16 protein-coding genes and 1 pseudogene are annotated in these 16,192 nt (G+C 68.2%); 7 read left to right on the forward strand and 10 right to left on the reverse strand.

The genetic code is table 11. From position 1 onward, the window contains the following. Positions 1–119 precede the first annotated feature (119 nt). Genes ACQVDU_RS06845 through ACQVDU_RS06860 form a run of 4 tightly spaced genes read left to right on the forward strand, consistent with a single transcriptional unit; the run spans position 120 to position 4,210 of the window. The gene (locus ACQVDU_RS06845; protein ID WP_443476629.1) at positions 120–1,664 is read left to right on the forward strand and encodes a pyruvate carboxylase subunit B; all 1,545 of its coding nucleotides are present in this window, start codon (positions 120–122) and stop codon (positions 1,662–1,664) included. Further along, positions 1,654–2,181 (forward strand): acetyl-CoA carboxylase biotin carboxyl carrier protein, encoded by a 528-nt coding sequence (gene accB / locus ACQVDU_RS06850; RefSeq protein ID WP_443476630.1) that lies wholly within the window; start codon positions 1,654–1,656, stop codon positions 2,179–2,181. Before ACQVDU_RS06845 ends, accB begins: the two co-directional genes overlap by 11 nt. Then, positions 2,174–3,535: an acetyl-CoA carboxylase biotin carboxylase subunit gene (gene accC / locus ACQVDU_RS06855; RefSeq protein ID WP_443476631.1), complete on the forward strand. Its 1,362-nt coding sequence runs from the start codon at positions 2,174–2,176 to the stop codon at positions 3,533–3,535. The genes accB and accC overlap by 8 nt, the downstream gene beginning before the upstream one ends. Before the next feature lie 42 nt (positions 3,536–3,577). Then, a complete protein-coding gene (locus ACQVDU_RS06860; protein WP_443476632.1) occupies positions 3,578–4,210 on the forward strand; it encodes a biotin transporter BioY in 633 nt (210 codons plus the stop codon). Positions 4,211–4,273: 63 nt separating this feature from the next. On the opposite strand, the gene ACQVDU_RS06865 is transcribed toward ACQVDU_RS06860, so the two are convergent. After that, positions 4,274–4,723, reverse strand: a complete 450-nt coding sequence (locus tag ACQVDU_RS06865; RefSeq protein WP_443476633.1) for a hypothetical protein — start codon at positions 4,721–4,723, stop codon at positions 4,274–4,276. Further along, positions 4,723–4,959, reverse strand: coding sequence for a hypothetical protein (locus ACQVDU_RS06870; protein WP_443476634.1), 237 nt, complete (start codon positions 4,957–4,959; stop codon positions 4,723–4,725). The genes ACQVDU_RS06865 and ACQVDU_RS06870 overlap by 1 nt, the downstream gene beginning before the upstream one ends. A gap of 73 nt (positions 4,960–5,032) precedes the next feature. On the opposite strand from ACQVDU_RS06870, the gene ACQVDU_RS06875 reads away from it, so the two are divergent. From ACQVDU_RS06875 to ACQVDU_RS06885, 3 genes are all read left to right on the forward strand, one after another. Next, the gene (locus tag ACQVDU_RS06875) at positions 5,033–5,518 is read left to right on the forward strand and encodes a hypothetical protein (protein WP_443476635.1); all 486 of its coding nucleotides are present in this window, start codon (positions 5,033–5,035) and stop codon (positions 5,516–5,518) included. 80 nt (positions 5,519–5,598) lie between these two features. Continuing rightward, positions 5,599–6,438: a F510_1955 family glycosylhydrolase gene (locus ACQVDU_RS06880; RefSeq protein ID WP_443476636.1), complete on the forward strand. Its 840-nt coding sequence runs from the start codon at positions 5,599–5,601 to the stop codon at positions 6,436–6,438. A 28-nt stretch (positions 6,439–6,466) separates the two neighbouring features. After that, on the forward strand, positions 6,467–6,589 hold the full coding sequence (locus tag ACQVDU_RS06885) for a hypothetical protein (RefSeq protein ID WP_443476637.1): 123 nt from the start codon (positions 6,467–6,469) through the stop codon (positions 6,587–6,589). Between the two features lie 400 nt (positions 6,590–6,989). Here ACQVDU_RS06885 and ACQVDU_RS06890 read toward each other — a convergent pair. The 8 genes and pseudogenes from ACQVDU_RS06890 to ACQVDU_RS06925 form a co-directional block, all read right to left on the reverse strand. Next, positions 6,990–8,395 (reverse strand): annotated as a pseudogene (locus ACQVDU_RS06890) (IS1380 family transposase). A 221-nt stretch (positions 8,396–8,616) separates the two neighbouring features. Next, positions 8,617–10,119 (reverse strand): aldehyde dehydrogenase family protein, encoded by a 1,503-nt coding sequence (locus ACQVDU_RS06895; protein ID WP_443476638.1) that lies wholly within the window; start codon positions 10,117–10,119, stop codon positions 8,617–8,619. Then, positions 10,116–10,760 carry an HD domain-containing protein gene (locus ACQVDU_RS06900; RefSeq protein ID WP_443476639.1) on the reverse strand — a complete coding sequence of 215 codons (645 nt, stop codon included), beginning with the start codon at positions 10,758–10,760 and terminating at the stop codon, positions 10,116–10,118. The genes ACQVDU_RS06895 and ACQVDU_RS06900 overlap by 4 nt, the downstream gene beginning before the upstream one ends. Positions 10,761–10,770: 10 nt before the next feature. Beyond that, positions 10,771–12,075: an NAD(P)/FAD-dependent oxidoreductase gene (locus tag ACQVDU_RS06905; protein ID WP_443476640.1), complete on the reverse strand. Its 1,305-nt coding sequence runs from the start codon at positions 12,073–12,075 to the stop codon at positions 10,771–10,773. Between the two features lie 12 nt (positions 12,076–12,087). Further along, positions 12,088–12,408, reverse strand: a complete 321-nt coding sequence (locus tag ACQVDU_RS06910) for a 2Fe-2S iron-sulfur cluster-binding protein (protein ID WP_443476641.1) — start codon at positions 12,406–12,408, stop codon at positions 12,088–12,090. Between the two features lie 32 nt (positions 12,409–12,440). Further along, positions 12,441–13,199 (reverse strand): SDR family NAD(P)-dependent oxidoreductase, encoded by a 759-nt coding sequence (locus ACQVDU_RS06915; RefSeq protein WP_443476642.1) that lies wholly within the window; start codon positions 13,197–13,199, stop codon positions 12,441–12,443. 10 nt (positions 13,200–13,209) lie between these two features. After that, positions 13,210–15,051 carry a PEP-utilizing enzyme gene (locus tag ACQVDU_RS06920; RefSeq protein WP_443476643.1) on the reverse strand — a complete coding sequence of 614 codons (1,842 nt, stop codon included), beginning with the start codon at positions 15,049–15,051 and terminating at the stop codon, positions 13,210–13,212. A gap of 63 nt (positions 15,052–15,114) precedes the next feature. Further along, the gene (locus ACQVDU_RS06925) at positions 15,115–16,191 is read right to left on the reverse strand and encodes a PEP/pyruvate-binding domain-containing protein (protein ID WP_443476644.1); all 1,077 of its coding nucleotides are present in this window, start codon (positions 16,189–16,191) and stop codon (positions 15,115–15,117) included. Between the last annotated feature and the right edge of the window lies 1 nt (position 16,192).

Consider the following 16,192-nt stretch of genomic DNA (forward strand, 5'->3'; position numbering starts at 1 on the left):
CTGACGCGCGTATTGTCAGTGACGCGACGGGGCACAGCCATCGGAATTCTCGCGATTCCGATGCGGAGAGGTCTTCTCGAGCCCGGTCGGACAGCCGACATCAACGAGCAGGGGAAGTCATGTCACCGACCAACACGGAGTCCATCACCTCGGTGATGAGCGGGGGCGGAAGGCCGGCGAACAGTCGCCGGGAGATCAAGATCGTCGAGACTTCCCTGCGCGACGGACACCAGAGTCTGTGGGCGACACGGATGCGCACCGACCACATCATCGCGATGGCCGAGCACTACGACCGCGCCGGCTTCGAGCAAGTCGACCTGGTCGCACCCATCCAGTTCGATGTCGCCGTCCGCTACCTCAAGGAAGACCCGTGGGAGCGGGTGCGGCTCGCGCACGAGCACATGCCCCACACGAAGCTGCGGGCCCTGATCCGCTCGCGCAACATCGCCGCGTTCGACTTCCTCCCGGACGACGTGATCATGGCCTGGGTCGAGCGGCTCTACGCGAACGGCTTCCGGGTCATCGGCTCCTTCGACGGCCTGAACGACATGGACAACATCGTTCCGGGACTGATCCGGGCCAAGGAGCTCGGCGCGTCGACCTTCGGTGCGGTCTCGTTCTCCGAGAGCCCCGTGCACACCGACGAGCTCTTCGTCACGAAGGCGCGCGAGCTCATCGAACGAGCAGACGTCGACGCGATCATGCTCAAGGACGCGGCGGGGCTCCTGACCCCTGACCGCATCCGTACGCTCGTGCCGGCGCTGAAGGAGGCCATCGGCGATCGCACCCTCGAGGTGCACACCCATTCGCTGACCGGACTCGCACCGCTCGTCTATCTCGAAGCGGTCGAGCTCGGCGCGGACCAGATCCACACCTCCATCTGGCCGTTGGCAACCGGGAACGCGCAGCCCTCGACACAGACCCTCGTCCGCGATCTGCGGGCACTCGGGTATCAGGTGAACGTCGATCTCGATGAGGTGGATGCCGTCAGCCGCGAGCTGGTCACGATCGCCGAGACCGAGGGCAAACCCCTCGGCGCACCCGTCGAGTACAACGGCATGCACTACATGCACCAGATCCCCGGCGGCATGCTCGCCAACTTCCGTTCGCAGCTGGAGACGGCGGGCCTGTCCGAACGTTACGACGATCTGCTGGTCGAGGTCGCGCGAGTCCGCAACGAGCTCGCCTACCCGATCATGATCACGCCGTTCGCGCAGTTTGTCGGGGTGCAGGCGGTCATGAACGTCATCACCGGCGACCGGTACTCCGCCGTGCCGAACGAGATCAAGAAGTACGCCCTCGGCTACTACGGCGAGCTGCTCGCGGAGATCGACCCCGAGATCCGCGAGAAGATCATCGCGAACGGCCCCTCCGACATCCCGCTGGAGCCGCCGGCATCCATCCCGCCGATGCTTCCGACTCTGCGCGAGCAGTACCCGGACGAGGACATCGACACACTGCTGCTGCGCGCGATGTTCGCCGGCTCGCAGGTGGACGAGATGAAGCGGACCGTCGCTGCGGGCGGGAACCCCGACGAGACATTCGGCCCCTATCTCTCACTCATCAAGACGCTTTACCAGAAGCTCCCAACCGGGACGCGGACGCTGCGCGCCGGAGAACTCACCATTCGCATCGAAAGAGGAGACAGCGAAAATGTCGCATAACTCACCCGACCTCGCCGAGCTGCGAGCGATCATCGACTGGGTCAACATGACCGACGACGTTCGCGAGCTGTCGATCACCTTCGGCGACGTGGACCTGTTCATCTCCCGCGACCGGCAGTCGACGGGCTCGAAGGCCGGCGTGGCGGCAGCGCCGACGCCGGTCGCCCCTGCACCGGTCGCGGCAGCACCGGCTCCAGCCCCCGCACCGGCTGCCCCCGTGGTCGCGGCTCCGCCCGCAGCCGCGACGCCCGCCGGAGACGAGCTCGGCCCGAACGAGGTGCTCGTCAAGGCCCCGATGGTCGGCATGTTCTACGCCTCGCCCAAGCCCGGTGCGCCCGCCTTCGTCAGTGTCGGCGATCAGGTCGACGTGGGGTCGGTGCTGTGCATCGTCGAGGTCATGAAGCTGATGAACAACGTCGAGGCATCGGTCGCGGGCACCATCTCGCGCATCCTCGTCGACAATGAGCAGGCGGTCGAGTACGGGCAGCCGCTGATGGTCATCACGCGCAATGACTGAGCCGCTGAAGAGCGTCCTCATCGCCAACCGCGGCGAGATCGCTTTGCGCGTCATCCGGGCCTGCAAAGAGCTGGGGATCAAGAGCGTGCTCGCCTACTCCGAGGCGGACGCGCAGTCCCTGCCCGTGCAGCTCGCCGATCAAGCGGTCTGCATCGGCCCGGCTCAGGTGGCCCAGAGCTACCGCAACGCGCAGGCCGTGATCAGCGCCGCGCTCGCCTACAAGGTGGATGCGATCCACCCCGGCTACGGGTTCCTGTCGGAGAACGCCGACTTCGCGGCCCTCTGCGAAGACGAAGGCGTCACCTTCGTCGGCCCGGCATCCGATGTGATCCGGCGCATGGGCGACAAGATCGAGGCGAAGAAGATCGCCCGACGCGCGGGCGTTCCCACCGTCCCCGGATCCGTGGGCGCGGTCAGCGAGTACCGCGAGGCGCTCGCCATCGCGAACGAGGTGGGGTATCCCATGCTGATCAAGGCGGCGGCCGGCGGCGGTGGTCGCGGCATGCGGGTCGTCGAGACAGCGGAGACGCTTGAGCGCGACCTCGGCGAGATCATGTCCGAGGCCGAGACCGCGTTCGGCGACCCCTCCGTCTACATCGAGCGCTACCTCACCGACATCCGTCACATCGAGATCCAGGTGCTCTCCGATGGCGAGACCGTCCTGCACCTGGGCGAACGCGACTGCACGGCGCAGCGACGCAACCAGAAACTGATCGAGGAGTCTCCGTCGCCGGTGCTGGATGACACCCTGCGCCGGGGTCTCTCGGAGGCCGCAACGGCCCTGTGCCGCGAGGTCGGCTACCGGAACGCTGGGACAGTCGAGTTCGTCTTCGACAACATCGATAGCAAGTACTACTTCATCGAGATGAACACCCGCATCCAGGTCGAGCACCCGGTGACCGAGATGGTCACCGGACTCGACCTCATCAAGATGCAGTTGCAGATCGCCGGCGGACAGCCGATCACGCTGACCCAGGCCGACGTGCGCCTGGACGGCCACGCCATCGAGTGCCGCATCAATGCCGAAGACCCCCAGAACGGCTTCGCCCCCAGCCCTGGGGTTGTCGGCGCCTTCCGCGCACCTGGCGGCTTCGGGGTGCGGCTGGACTCGCACGTGCAGGCCGGTTACGCGATCCCCCCGTTCTACGACTCCATGATCGGCAAGCTCATCTGCTGGGGCAACGACCGCGATGAGGCGATCGAGCGGGCGATTCGGGCCCTCGACGAGCTGGTCGTCGAGGGCATCATCACCACCGCCGACTTCCACAAAGAGATCCTTCGCAGCACGAAGTTCTCGCACGGTCACTTCAACACCGCTTTCGTCGCCGAGCTGCTCGCCGCCCGGGCCGGCTGACCGCGCCCTCTCGAACCCCCACCACCACGAAAGGAGAGCACCATGTCTCTCGTCACCACCCCGCAACGTCGCGTGCTTGCAGACCTCATCGCCCGCCCCTCGAGCCGCGCGCGGGCGTTCGCCGTCGATGCCGGGCTTGTGATCACCGGGGCGCTCGTCGTCGCGCTGCTGGCAAAGGTCTCGTTCTTCATCGGTCCCGTGCCGATCACCGGCCAGACTCTCGGCGTCATAGTCGTCGGTGCCGCCCTCGGAGCTCGCCGCGGCGCCGCGGCCCTGACGACCTACATGCTCGCCGGTCTCGCCGGTCTTCCGGTGTTCGCAGGCATCGCTGCCGGCCCCGCCTATGTTCTCTCGCCGTCGTTCGGCTTCATCATCGGCTTCATCCCCGCCGCCTTCGTCGCGGGCTGGTTCGCCGAGCGGGCCTGGGATCGCAACCCGATCCTCGCCTTCGTAGGATTCGCCGCCGCTACGGCGATCCCCTTCCTCATCGGAGTCCCCTACATGGCACTGATCCTGGCCACCGTGCTCGGGCAGGAGATCAGCCTCGAGAGCGTGATGGCCGCGGGCGTCCTGCCGTTCATCGTCCCGGGTCTCATCAAGGCCGGCTTCGCCGCCCTCCTCATCCCCGCCGCATGGAAGCTCACGCAGGCCGTCGATCGCGCGAAGCGGCAGTAGGCGTAGCCCGGGGTGGTCGTCAGACCGCGGTGATGCCGCCGTCGACGACCATCTGCGACCCCCTCATAAGGCTTGCGGCAGACGTATCGGCAACGGGGCGTTCGCACTGTCGAGGTGCTCGACGGTCGTGAAGATCAGCTCGTTGTCGCCGATGTTCTGGATGTCGTGCAGGAGGTACTCCCCCTTGCCGAAGGTGTAGTGCTTGGTCGTACCCTGCGCGTATTCCACCTCGCGAGTGGTGCCGTCCGCGGTGTGCTGGAGGCTGCGCCCCGGCGTCACGGCCGTCCAGAAGTAGTCGAGCACGTGACGGTGCGCGTGCCAGCGCTGCCCCGGCTGGAGTCGGATCTCCCACACCCGGACCCGCTCGTTCTCGCTCAGCAGCCGGGAACCGACGTTCCCGTCCATCGCGTGGGCCTCGAAATCGGCCATAAGTTCGTCCGACCACGCACCGATATCCTCACCCGTGAGGTCACCGGCCAGGGCGATGCCCTGCGGCAGATTGCTCTCGATCATCACTGCACCTCCATTGGTTCCAACACCCGCACCTGCAGGCTCTCGACGTAGGTCCCGCGCACATCGCCCAGCGCGATCCGCTCGGGCGTGCTGAAGAACTCGCGCTCCTGCTCCTCCACCGTCTCGGCACTCCGGAACTCTCGGATCCACACGAACTCCTGCGGATCGGCCGTGTTGCGCCACGCGGCCGGCACGGGAATGCCCACCAGCGCGTGGAGGTCGATGAGCGCGACCACGAAGCCCCCGGCATGACGGGCGTCATCGACGCCACGTAGTCCGCGCCCGCCTGGCGGGCGTTAGGATTGCCGGGTGCCGAAAGGGCAGCGGATAAACGAGAGGTCGAACACAGCGGGTGGCGACAGCGCCACACGCCGGTGGTTCACCGTGGTCGTGGTGTCACTGCTCATGGCCGGCCTCGTCGGCATGCACGCCCTATGGACTGGGTCGCCGACAGTGCACGCGGGATCAATGTCGACGCTGATCGCGGTTGACTCGGCAGCGGTCGGCCACGACGCCGCTAACATGTCAGCATCCGCAGCCGCGCCGTCGCCGTTGTCGGCGCCGGGTGGTCTCAGCGCCGACTGCGCGGGCTGCGCGACCACGGGCAGCCCTGATGTCGCGGCGATGTGCGTGACCGCGCTGATCCTGATCGTGCTCCTAGCAGCCCGAACCTTGCCGAGAGAGGTACGCATCGGCGCCGCCCCAATGGTCGTCAGCCGACTTGTGGGCGCGATGCGCGCGAGTGCGCGCCCCAACTCGCCGGATCTGACGGCGCTTTCGATTAGTCGTACGTGAGGGGTGTGCCCGACCTGTCCGGGCACACCTGGTCTTCGCCGATTCGGCACTACCCCTTCACTTTGATTGAGAGAAACCCCATGCACTTCCGCGTTCGCGCGGCGGTGGCGCTTGCCGCTGTCGCCACCCTCACCCTCACCGCCTGCACCGCACAGACCACCGCGACCACGGCCGATGACCACTCGTCCGCCCTATCCACCCACGTCCACGCGATCATCACCGACCCGGCCACCGGCACCACGATCCTCGGCACCCATGACGGGCTCCTCCCGGTCGATGCCGACGGCGGCATCGGGGACCCGATCGGCGGGTACCAGTTCGACGCGATGGGTCTCGCCGTCACCGGCGACGCGTTCGTCGCGTCCGGCCACCCCGGCTCGAACACCCCCGCGGAGTGGGGGTCGCCGCACCTCGGCATCATCCGCAGCGACGACGCCGGCCAGACCTGGTCCCCCATCGCGTACACGAGCGAGAAGGACTTCCACGCCCTGACCGCCGGGCGCGACGGCACCCTGTACGGGCTCTCCACCGATGAGCCGGCCGTTCTGACCAGCACCGACGGCGGTTCGACCTGGACTGCAGCGGGCGCGAACATCTCCGCGTACGCGCTCACCGTCGACGACACCGGCACCGTCTACGCGACCACCCCCGGCGGGGTCATGTTCAGCGTGGACGGCGCAGTCACCTTCGCGCCTGTCGCGGATGCTCCGGCGCTGTATCTGCTGTCGGCATCCCCCGACCACTCGACACTGGTCGGAGTCGATGTCGAGGGCACGATCTGGACCAGCGCGGACGCCGCCGTATCGTGGTCCGAGGTTGGCAGTGCGAACGGTCAGGCGCAGGCGGTCGCTCTCACCTCGTCGGGAGAGATCTCCGTGGCGGACGACAGCGGAGTTCGGTTCCTCGGCGGCGACCAGTGATCCGGAGCCCGCGAATCGGGAGGTGCACGTGAGCACGGAGGACACCAAGACCAGCCTCGTCGGCTCGGTGGCGCTGCTGAGCATCGCCGTGGTGAACCTCGTACGTAACCGCCCCGTGGAACGCTCAGCGCGGGTCATCGCGGTCCTGTAGATCGTCGGGATCCTCAGTGCTCGCGGTGGCGGGCCTGATCGGGCCATCCGAAGCGACGACGCTGCCGGCAGTTAGCAGTCAATAGCCTTCGCAGGGACACGTCACTTTCATGCTCTCACTGAATACTGGACGGCACCATGTTCGGTGCGACGACCGATAACGCCGCGTTGCTGATGAGCACCGACCTCGGTACAACCTGTACCGAGGCGGGGCGCAGATTCGCGCATACGCGCTGACCACCGACGCCGCAGGTCACTTAGCCTCGATCCACCGATGAGCCCTCGGCGGGTGGCGTCGGCCTGATCGGCGTGGGGTGACCCGCCGCGGGCAGGGGCGAGTTCCGGGCGTCTCATCCCGGTCGTCCACTGGGTCCTTGGTCGTGCCGTCGTCGCGGCGGTGGTCAGCTGGCCGTGGCTGGTGGCGGCGCGTGGGTTGCCGTGAAGAGCCGCTCGAACGCGGTCTGCCAGGGCCAGGCCTCGGGCAGGTGCAGCGTGATCCGGCGCGCGGAGCGTGCCAGCCGCGCCGGGATGGTGATGAGGGTGCGGCGGATCGTCGCGGCCGTCGCTCTGGCGAGCCGACCGGCTCGGTCGGCGGTCAGCCCGGCAGCGCGGGTGAGGTTGAACGCGATCACGGCGAGGACGAGCCAGGCGCTGTTCGCGGTGAACACCCCGGAGGGCAGGTGAGCGAGTGGCCCGCCCTTCAGGTCGGCGTGGACCTGTTCGATGATGGCGTGGCCGCGGTGGGTCTTGTCCGCTGCGACGGTGCCCATCGTGGTCTTGTCGGTGGTGGTGAAGAACGCGTGGTGCCGGTAGGTATTGAACAGTGTCGGCTGCTCCACCTTGTTCGGGTTCAGGTCCGGGATCCGCCGCACCACCAGTCGCCCTTCGACCCGCTCGGTGATCTTTCGTGACCGGAACGCGATGAAGGGCACCTCGGTGACCTCTGCCTTCGATATCCACCGGCCCGCGGTCTCGTCGCGGATCGCGTCGGTGTACTCGATCGTCTCCCATCCGTCGTCGGGGATCGAGGAGATCGCCGTCTTCACCGCGGGGTCCATCCGAACGGTCACGGACACCTCCGCACCGGCCTTGATCGCCGTGCCGACGGTGGCGTGACCGTAGAACGCGGAGTCGGCGCGCACAACGGCCGGACGGTGCTTCCGGAGGGCATGCGGCGAAGGGTGGCGAGAGCGTCCCCGACGATCCTGGCGGCGCCCTTCGGGGAGCCGGTCTTCCCCTGCCGCAACCGCTGACCCAGGATCACCGGCGCCGAGGCCGAGGTGCTGGCGGTGGCGATGAGTGCGTTCAGTCCACGGACGCCGGAGTACCCGAACGACGCGCCCTGCTTCTGGTATCCGTGGACCTCGATGATCGTGTCGTCCAGGTCGACCATCACCCGCTCGTGGGGCGAGGCCTGCAGCAGTGGTGCAGTCGAGCCGAGCGCGACGAGAGTTCGGGAGGCGACGGCGTCGAGTTGGCGGACGTGTCCGAACCGGAACTCGCGCAGGAACGATCCCAGCGTCGACGGGGCATACGTCCGATCGAACAGCCTGCCCATCCCGCCGTGACGCAGCACGTTCATGTCGTCGATCGAGTCCGCCCCGGTGAGCATGCCCGCGACCAGCGCCATCACCTTGCCGCCGGCGTTCGCGCCCCTGTCCGTCGGGACGGTCAACCGCGACTGGGCGAGCTCGTCGAGGCCCGCGGAACGGGCGAGGCGGAGCATCGGGACCAGCCCCGCGGCCGACACAAGATTCGGATCATCGAACACCGCAGACACGGCAGCGGGAGCATGCTTGAATTGCACCTACGAGATGCCTCTCGTTTCTGGGAACTAGAACCTTAGACAAGCTCTATTTTCCCTGATCCGAGGGGCATTTCCGCGTCACGGCACCCCCTCAACCCCCAGGCAAATCGGTGGATCGAGGCTTAGTGCGCCATGAGCCGTTCACGGCGAAACCCGACCGCGCGTGCCCGGCCACCATCTTCTTCCGTCCAGTGGAAGCGAGTTTGCGCGGGGGTCGGTGGTCAGCGGGTCCGGCGGTGCACGGACTGTGGGGTGAGGTACGCGTTGAGTCCTTCGATGCCGTATTCGACGCCGAGGCCCGAGTCGTGGCGTCCGCCGAACGGGGCCGCATGGTTGGAAGCGAAGAAGTTGATTCCGACCGATCCGGTGTCTATGCGCCGAGCGACCGCGAATGCAGCGTCCTCGTCGGCGCCGAATACGATCCCCCCGAGTCCGAAGGACGTGTTGTTCGCGATCGTCACGGCATCGTCAACGTCCCTGGCGCACAGCACCGTGATGACCGGGCCGAAGATCTCCTCGCGGGCGATGCGCATGCCGGGGTCGACGTCGGCGAACACGGTGGGCACGATCCACGATCCGCGCTCGAACGGCGGCGGCACGTCACCGCCGGCGACCACGCGTGCGCCCTCCTCGATCGCGACGTCGATGTAGCCGCGTACGATGTCGCGCTGAGCTGACGTGGCGACGGGACCGAACACCGTGGACGAGTCGAGCGGGTCGCCGAGCACGGCGGTCGAGACGGTGGACGCCGCGAGGGCCACCACGTCTTCGTAGCGCTCGGGCGTTGCGATGATGCGCGTCGAGATGTAGCAGGTCTGGCCCGTGTTGCGCAGGCAGCTGCGGAGGAGCACACCTCCCATGTCGTCGAGGTCGGCATTGGGCAGGACGATCGCCGACGACTTGCCGCCGAGTTCGAGGGTGACCGGCCGCAGCAGTTCGCCGCACACTGCGGCGATGCGCCGGCCGACTGGTGTCGATCCGGTGAAGGCGACCTTGTCCACACCCGGGTGCCGCACCAGGCGGTCGCCGACCGCACCGTCGCCGGTGACGAGGTTGATCACGCCCTGTGGGATGCCCGCTTCGGCGGCCGCGTCGACGATGAAGCGGATCGACAGCGGTGTCGGCGAGGCGGGTTTGATCACCACGGTGCAGCCTGCGATGAGCGCTGGCGCGAGCTTGATCACGACGAGGTTGATGGGGAAGTTCCACGGTGCGATGAGCGCGCACACTCCGATGGGATCGCGGTGCACGCTCGTCTCGAGCGTGGGGTCGAGAGGTGCGATACGCATGTCCTCCTTCTCGAGATACTCCGCGAGCGATGCGAAGTAGCGCAGGATGCCCGCAGCGTTGGATGCCGCGCGTGAGGTCTCGGCGATTGGCGATCCGTTCTCCAGGCTGTTCGTGACGGCGAGCGGCTCGCCGCGGCGTTCGACGGCGTCTGCCATGGCGATCATGCGGCGTGCCCGTTCTGACGGCGCCAGCCCGCTCCAGCCGGGAAACGCGCCGCGGGCCGCGGCGACGGCGGCATCCACGTCGCCGTCGGACGCGATCGGCACGGACGCCCACACGGCGCCGGTCGCGGGATCGGTCACCTCGCTGCGGCGCTGTCCCGACGACGGCCGATAGGCCCCTTCGATGAACACGTCGTCGACGTGCCGGTACGGCAACGCCGCGGCGGCATCGGCGTGCCCGGCGGCGAGCGTGCTCTGCGTCACCGTACTCATGCCAGCTGCTCCGTCTTCAGCAGCATCTCGGAGCGCGCGAGGTCGGTCTCGGCCATCTGCACGGCTGCGTCGGTGAGGAGCTCGGGCACGATCTCGGCGCGCAGGCGGCGGCAGTACTCCGCGGGCGTGAGCCCGAACCAGCTGGAGGCGAGCGCGATGCCAGTGGGAGTGAATCGCCAGAGGCGGTCGGCGTCACGCACGAGCGAGTCTTCGAGCGACCGCGACTCTGGTCGCGTGTCGTGGCCGTCGATGATGGTGGTGACTTTCGTGACGAACTCCTCGTCGTAGCCGAGCGGCGGCAGAACCTCCCGGGCGATGTCGCAGCCGTGCCGCTCGTGCTCGAAGCGCACGTCGGCTTTTCGCCAGTCGCCGGCGAAGCCTTCGGTGAGGATGCGGGACTCGTCGACGCGTGCCCAGCCGGTGTCGTGCAGCAGGATCGCGACGCGCACGACGAGCGCATCGGCGTCCGGATACGCATCGCAGAGCCGCTGGGCGTAGGCGAACGAGATCGGCAGGTGGATGTCGTTCGACCGGGCGCGCGACTCGGATACGATCGCCCGCCAGATCGGGTCGAGGTCGCCGTCGCTGTCGTCGGCCGCGATCGGTGAGGTGTCGACGGGGTGGACGGTCTGCAGGGTCATGTGTTTCACCTCAGAGTGCGATGGGCGTGGATGATGCGAGGGGCGCAGCCGCATCGACGGCGGACTGCTTGAGCGGGACGGAGGTGTCGGCGGCTGCCGCGGGCGGGATGGTGAGGCCCTTCATGAGCGCGTGCTTGATGGCCATGAACTCGGCGGGGTGGTTGACGCAGTCGGCGGCGATGAGGCGTCCGTCGCGGTAGTACAGCACCCCGAACTTCTCGGAATCCGGCTCGCCGCGCACGATCACCTGGTCGTATCCGGTCGACAGGCCGGCGATCTGCAGCTTGAGGTCGGCTTGGTCGGACCAGAACCAGGGCACCGACGAGTAGGCGCCCGGGCGGTCGAGCAGCGTGCCCGCAGCGACTTTCGCCTGCTCTAGTGCGTTGTTGACGCTCTCGATGCGTACGAGTCCGCCGACCCCGAGCGGGTAGGGGTTGGGCATGAGGGTGCAGTCGCCTGCCGCGACGGTGCGGCCGTCCGACGTACGGCACGCCTCGTCGACGACGATGCCGCCGGTCACCTCGAGGCCGAGCTGTTCGGCGAGCTCGACGCGTGGGATCACGCCGATGCCGATCACGACGAGGTCGGCGGCGACCACGGTGCCGTCGGCGAGCTCGACGCCGGTGACGGATCCGCGGTGACCGGCGACGTGGGCGTCGTCGCCGACGATGCGCGCGATGCGCGCGTCCAGGACGACCTCGGTGCCGCGGCGCCGGTGCGCGGCGAGGTAGAAGGCGCTGGTCTCTTCGGCGACGACCCGGCCGATGAGTCGTGGCGCGGCCTCGAGGACGGTCACGTGTTTGCCGAGGGCTCGGGATGCCGCGGCCACCTCGAGTCCGATGAAGCCGCCGCCGATCACCACGACCCGGTGCACGTCGGGCTCGCGCAGCGCCGGCTCGAGGGAGAGCACGTCGTCGGCGTCGCGCAGGTAATGGACGCCGTGGAAGTCGGTGCCCTCGATCGGCAGCCGGCGCACGGCCGCGCCGGTCGTGAGCGCGAGTCGCGTGAACGGGATGGTGCGGCCACCCTCGCTGGTCGCCGTTCCCGACCCGTCGGCAGTCCGGTGGATGGTGACGACCCGATCGCCCGTGATGAGCTCGATGCCGCGGTCGGCGAACCACTCCCGTGTGCGCAGGATCACGTCGTCGGGCTGCAGCTCGCCCTTGAGCCACCCCTTCGACAGTGGTGGGCGCTGGTAGGGGCGGTGCGCCTCCTCCCCGATCAGGACGATCGGGTCGGCGTCGCCGAGCTCGCGCAGCGTCGAGGCGAGCTGGACGCCGGCCTGGCAGGCGCCGACGATGAGTGTGGTCTCCATGCTGTCCCGTTCTCAGAGCTGCTCGCTCGGCGTGGTCACGTGGTACTCGCAACCCTCCTGGAGACGGATCTGGCAGGAGAGCCGCGAGTTCTGGGCGCGCTCGACCGCGGTGCCGTCGAGCATCTCATCCTCGAGGCCGCCGGGGCCGCCGACGAGCTCGAGGGTCTCGGGCGCGACGAACACGTGGCAGGTGGCGCACGAGAGGCTGCCACCGCACTCGCCGACGATGCCCGGCACGCCGTTACGGACGGCGGTCTCCATGATCGAGTCGCCGGGTCGTCCGTCGATCTCGGTGACGGTGCCGTCGGCGGCCGTATAGATGACCGTGCTCACGTCGTGCTCCTTGGAGTGAGAGGACTGGATTGTCAGAGGAATTGGCGACCGCCGTCGACGACGAGGGTCTGCCCGGTGAGGAACGCTGCCTCGGGTGAGGCGAGGAACAGCACCGTGCCGACGATGTCGTCGGGCTGGATGGCGCGTTTGATCGCGCCGCGGTCCACGCCGTACGATCCCGCGTCCGCGATGAGGCCGTGGCTTGCCTCGGTGAGCGTGAACCCGGGCGCCACCGCATTCACGGTGATGCCGCGAGGCCCGAGCTCAGTCGCGAGCACCCGCGTGAGCCCGATCACTCCCGCCTTGCTCGCGACGTAATGCGCCCACTGCGCCGACCCGCTCATCACCGTCGCCGACGAGATGTTCACGATCCGGGCCCCATCGGCCAGCAGTTCCGCGCACGCGCGTGTCACCTGCCACGGACCCTTCAGGTTCACCGCCATCACCCGGTCCCACTCCGCCTCGTCGATCTCGGCGAACGGAGACCGGGTGAGGGTCGCATAGATCGCCGCGTTGTTCACAACGACGTCGATCGTGCCTCCCCCGGCATCCCCTGCGAACGAGGCGAGCGCCCGCGCCGAGTCGAAACGGGTGACGTCGACGCCGGTGCCGACGACGCGGAGTCCGGCAGCCGTCAGCTCTCCGGCGGCACGGAGGGCGCCGGCTTCGTCGATGTCGGCGATCACCACGAGGTCGCCGAGGCGGGCGAACGCCTCCGCGAAGGCGCGGCCGAGTCCTCCCGCGGCTCCCGTCACGATGACGGTGCGAGACGACCTCGTGGTGTCGGACATCCGCGGGCCCTCAGTCCTCGAGCACCGTGACGGTGCCGGAGTTGCCGTCGACGCGGATGCGCTGGCCGGTGCGGATCTCGACGGAGGCCGTTCCGGTGCCGGTCACCGCCGGCATCCCGTACTCGCGGCAGACGATCGCGGCGTGGCTCATCATCCCGCCGATGTCGGTCACGGTCGCGCGGATCTTGCCGAAGATCGGACCCCAGCTGGGTGCCGTGACCGGCGCGACGAGGATCTCGCCGTCCTGCACCTCGGAGAGCTGGTCTGCGGTCGCGATCACGCGCGCGGGTCCCTCGGCGATACCGGGTGAGGCGGCCATGCCCTTCAGCGTGCCCTCCGGCACGTCGCCTTTGCCGAGCCAGTTCTGGATCTGGTCGTCGGTGATCCCCCACAGCATCAGAGTGAAGGGCTCCGTGATGACCTCGGGCGGCGTGTTCAGCGCGGGCTGCGGCCGCGCCGTCGACAGCGCGTCGACGATCGCGCGGCGACGCTCGACCTCGGCGGGCCAGTAGTCGGGGCCGATCGGAGCGGCGCCGACCATCCAGCCGTTGACGTAGTCGAACAGTGCCTCGCGCACCTCGTCGCGGCGCAGGTAGAACATGTCGCTCTCGCCCGGCCAGAACCCGGCGCCGTGCAGCACGGCCGACAGCTGCCGGGCCTTGCGCCAGAACACGCCCATCGTCCAGTGCTCGATATAGAAGTTGTGGTTCTCGACGTACGGGTACACCGTGCGGGCGAGCCCGAGCTTGCCGCGGAACGTCTCCAGCGCCTCACCGTCGAGCAGCTCCGCGTACTCCTCGGTGATGCGGTCGCGCTCGGCGACGAGCTCGTCGACGTGCCGGTCGATGTCGGCGCCGGCCCGCAGCCGCTCGATGTAGCCCTTCACGAATCCGAGCGGGATCGCGGGCACGTCGCGCCAGTACTCGTCGTGAGCGTAGAAGCCGTTGCCGGTCGTGAAGTTGAACCACGGGTCCTGCGCGTCGTCCCACGCCCGAGTCCACGCGGCTCCCGCCGGGTGGGCGGCGATCGCGGCCAGCGTGCCGGCAGCATCGGAGGTGTCGCCGAACACGTCCGCCAGCCCGTCGCGCACCGCGATCTTCGCGAGGTTCTTGAGCTCGTCGTCCGGACGGAACAGCTCCATGTCGACGCCCTGCACCATCGTCGCGATCGCCTGATCAGGGATGCGCGGGAACACCTCCTTGCAGAACATGAACAGGTCGAGATAGGCCACGTAGCCGAGGTTGAGGAACTCGAAGTGATACTGCCATGCGCGGTACGCGAGCGAGATGAGCCGGTCGTAGTCCTCCATGAGCCCGGTCGCCGGACCCAGCCCCTTGCCGGCGATCACGTCGTCGAGGGCAATCGCGTCAGGCAGCGCCTCGAACTCGATCGACTCGAGCTCGGCGATCGTGTCCTTCAGCTTGCGATGCCAGTTCTCCAGCAGCGAACCCCAGTTCTGGAAGTAGTGCCCCGCACGCTCCATGAACTGCGGCACGCGGGCCTCGATGTGCTGCGGGTCGACCGCGACAGGCGACATGAACACGTACCCGTTGTGGATGCGGTACTCGATACCGTTCGCCGTGGGGATCAGCAGCTGCCGCGAGTTGTACTGCCCCAGGCATCCGACCGCGAACTCGAACCCGATCGTCTCGAACGGCTTGGTGACAGTCGGCCAGTGCTGGCTGTCGCAGAACCAGAACTTCGCCTCCTCGACGGCACGGCGGTTCTCCTGGAACACGAGGTTGTACGCATACAGGTCCTGCCATCCCTCGGCACCGGCCGGGGCGGCCAGGTCGTAGGGGCTCGGGAAGGCGTTGCGTACAGGGGCGGCGACATCTGTCGTCTCTGACATGTCGGTCCTTTCTTGTCGGGCGATCGCCTGGCGATCTCGGGTGATTCGTCGAGGAAGGGTGGACTAGCGGCCGATCTGGGCCATGAGGGACTGGGTGATGCTCGCGATCCCGAATCCGGTGCTGGCGGGAGCCTTGGCGTCGGGGGCCTTGGCCGACCACACCGTCTCGGGACGGGACTGCAGCAGCAGGAGCCCTTCGCCCTCGGGGAGAGTACGGTCGATGGCCCACTCGATGTCCTGCGGGCCGCCGAAGTGGCGTTCGGCGCGCTTGGCCATTGTCGCGACCGCCGCAACCTCGACATCGCTGAGGCACCTAACGGCACGGCGCTCCGGCTCGACCTCGCGCTCGGCGACGCTGCGGGCATCGGCGTCGGGGACGAGCTCGACGTGCTTGTCGCCGATGTGCTCCTCGGAGATCGTCAGCATGACCTTGTCGACGTGCAGGTTGTCGGGGGTCACGTGGCCGGAGACGACGGTCTCGCCGAGGCCCCACGCCGCATCGATGACGATCGTCGACCGGTCGCCGTTGGAGGGGTCGACAGTCATCGCCACGCCGGCGACCTTGGCGTCGACCATCTTCTGCACCGCGACCGCCATCGACAGCCCCTCGTTCGGGATGCCGTTCTTGAGACGGTAGATGATCGCCCGCGACGTGTACAGAGAAGCCCAGCAGCGCCGCACGTGCGCCGCGACCTCATCGCGGCCGATCAGCCACAGGTAGGTGTCCTGCTGACCGGCGAAGCTCGCGTCGGGCAGGTCCTCCGCTGTGGCCGACGACCGCACCGCTACGGGCACCTCGTCGTCGAACCTCGCCTGGAGTTGCGCGTACGCGTCGCCGAACTCGTCGTGGATCGCTTCGGGCACCGGACGGCGGAGGATCTCGTCGCGGATCTGCGCTGAGATCCGATCGACGCCCGCGATGTCGTCGGGGTCGATACCCGCCAGGAGCGCATGGATGTCCTCGGCGATCCCGGCGGCCTCGACGAAGGCGGTGTAGGCGTCGGTCGTGACCGCGAAGCCGGGCGGCACCGGCATCCCGGCGTTGGTGAGCGCGACCAGCGACGCGCACTTGCCGCCCAGAAGCTCCAGCGGCGCGGGTCCGGTCTCGTCGAAGAAACGGATGAACAGGCGAGCGGTCATC

The sequence above is a fragment of the Microbacterium sp. F2 genome (genome assembly GCF_052274505.1).
GTDB lineage: Bacteria > Actinomycetota > Actinomycetes > Actinomycetales > Microbacteriaceae > Microbacterium.

What these genes read in the sequence shown, in the direction of transcription:
- accB (WP_443476630.1), top strand. Translation starts at nt 1,654, where the DNA reads ATGTCGCATAACTCACCCGACCTCGCCGAGCTGCGAGCGATCATCGAC.
- ACQVDU_RS06880 (WP_443476636.1), top strand. Translation starts at nt 5,599, where the DNA reads ATGCACTTCCGCGTTCGCGCGGCGGTGGCGCTTGCCGCTGTCGCCACC.
- ACQVDU_RS06905 (WP_443476640.1), bottom strand. Translation starts at nt 12,075, where the DNA reads ATGGAGACCACACTCATCGTCGGCGCCTGCCAGGCCGGCGTCCAGCTC.
- ACQVDU_RS06860 (WP_443476632.1), top strand. Translation starts at nt 3,578, where the DNA reads ATGTCTCTCGTCACCACCCCGCAACGTCGCGTGCTTGCAGACCTCATC.
- accC (WP_443476631.1), top strand. Translation starts at nt 2,174, where the DNA reads ATGACTGAGCCGCTGAAGAGCGTCCTCATCGCCAACCGCGGCGAGATC.
- ACQVDU_RS06895 (WP_443476638.1), bottom strand. Translation starts at nt 10,119, where the DNA reads ATGAGTACGGTGACGCAGAGCACGCTCGCCGCCGGGCACGCCGATGCC.
- ACQVDU_RS06915 (WP_443476642.1), bottom strand. Translation starts at nt 13,199, where the DNA reads ATGTCCGACACCACGAGGTCGTCTCGCACCGTCATCGTGACGGGAGCC.
- ACQVDU_RS06865 (WP_443476633.1), bottom strand. Translation starts at nt 4,723, where the DNA reads ATGATCGAGAGCAATCTGCCGCAGGGCATCGCCCTGGCCGGTGACCTC.
- ACQVDU_RS06925 (WP_443476644.1), bottom strand. Translation starts at nt 16,191, where the DNA reads ATGACCGCTCGCCTGTTCATCCGTTTCTTCGACGAGACCGGACCCGCG.
- ACQVDU_RS06845 (WP_443476629.1), top strand. Translation starts at nt 120, where the DNA reads ATGTCACCGACCAACACGGAGTCCATCACCTCGGTGATGAGCGGGGGC.
- ACQVDU_RS06920 (WP_443476643.1), bottom strand. Translation starts at nt 15,051, where the DNA reads ATGTCAGAGACGACAGATGTCGCCGCCCCTGTACGCAACGCCTTCCCG.
- ACQVDU_RS06900 (WP_443476639.1), bottom strand. Translation starts at nt 10,760, where the DNA reads ATGACCCTGCAGACCGTCCACCCCGTCGACACCTCACCGATCGCGGCC.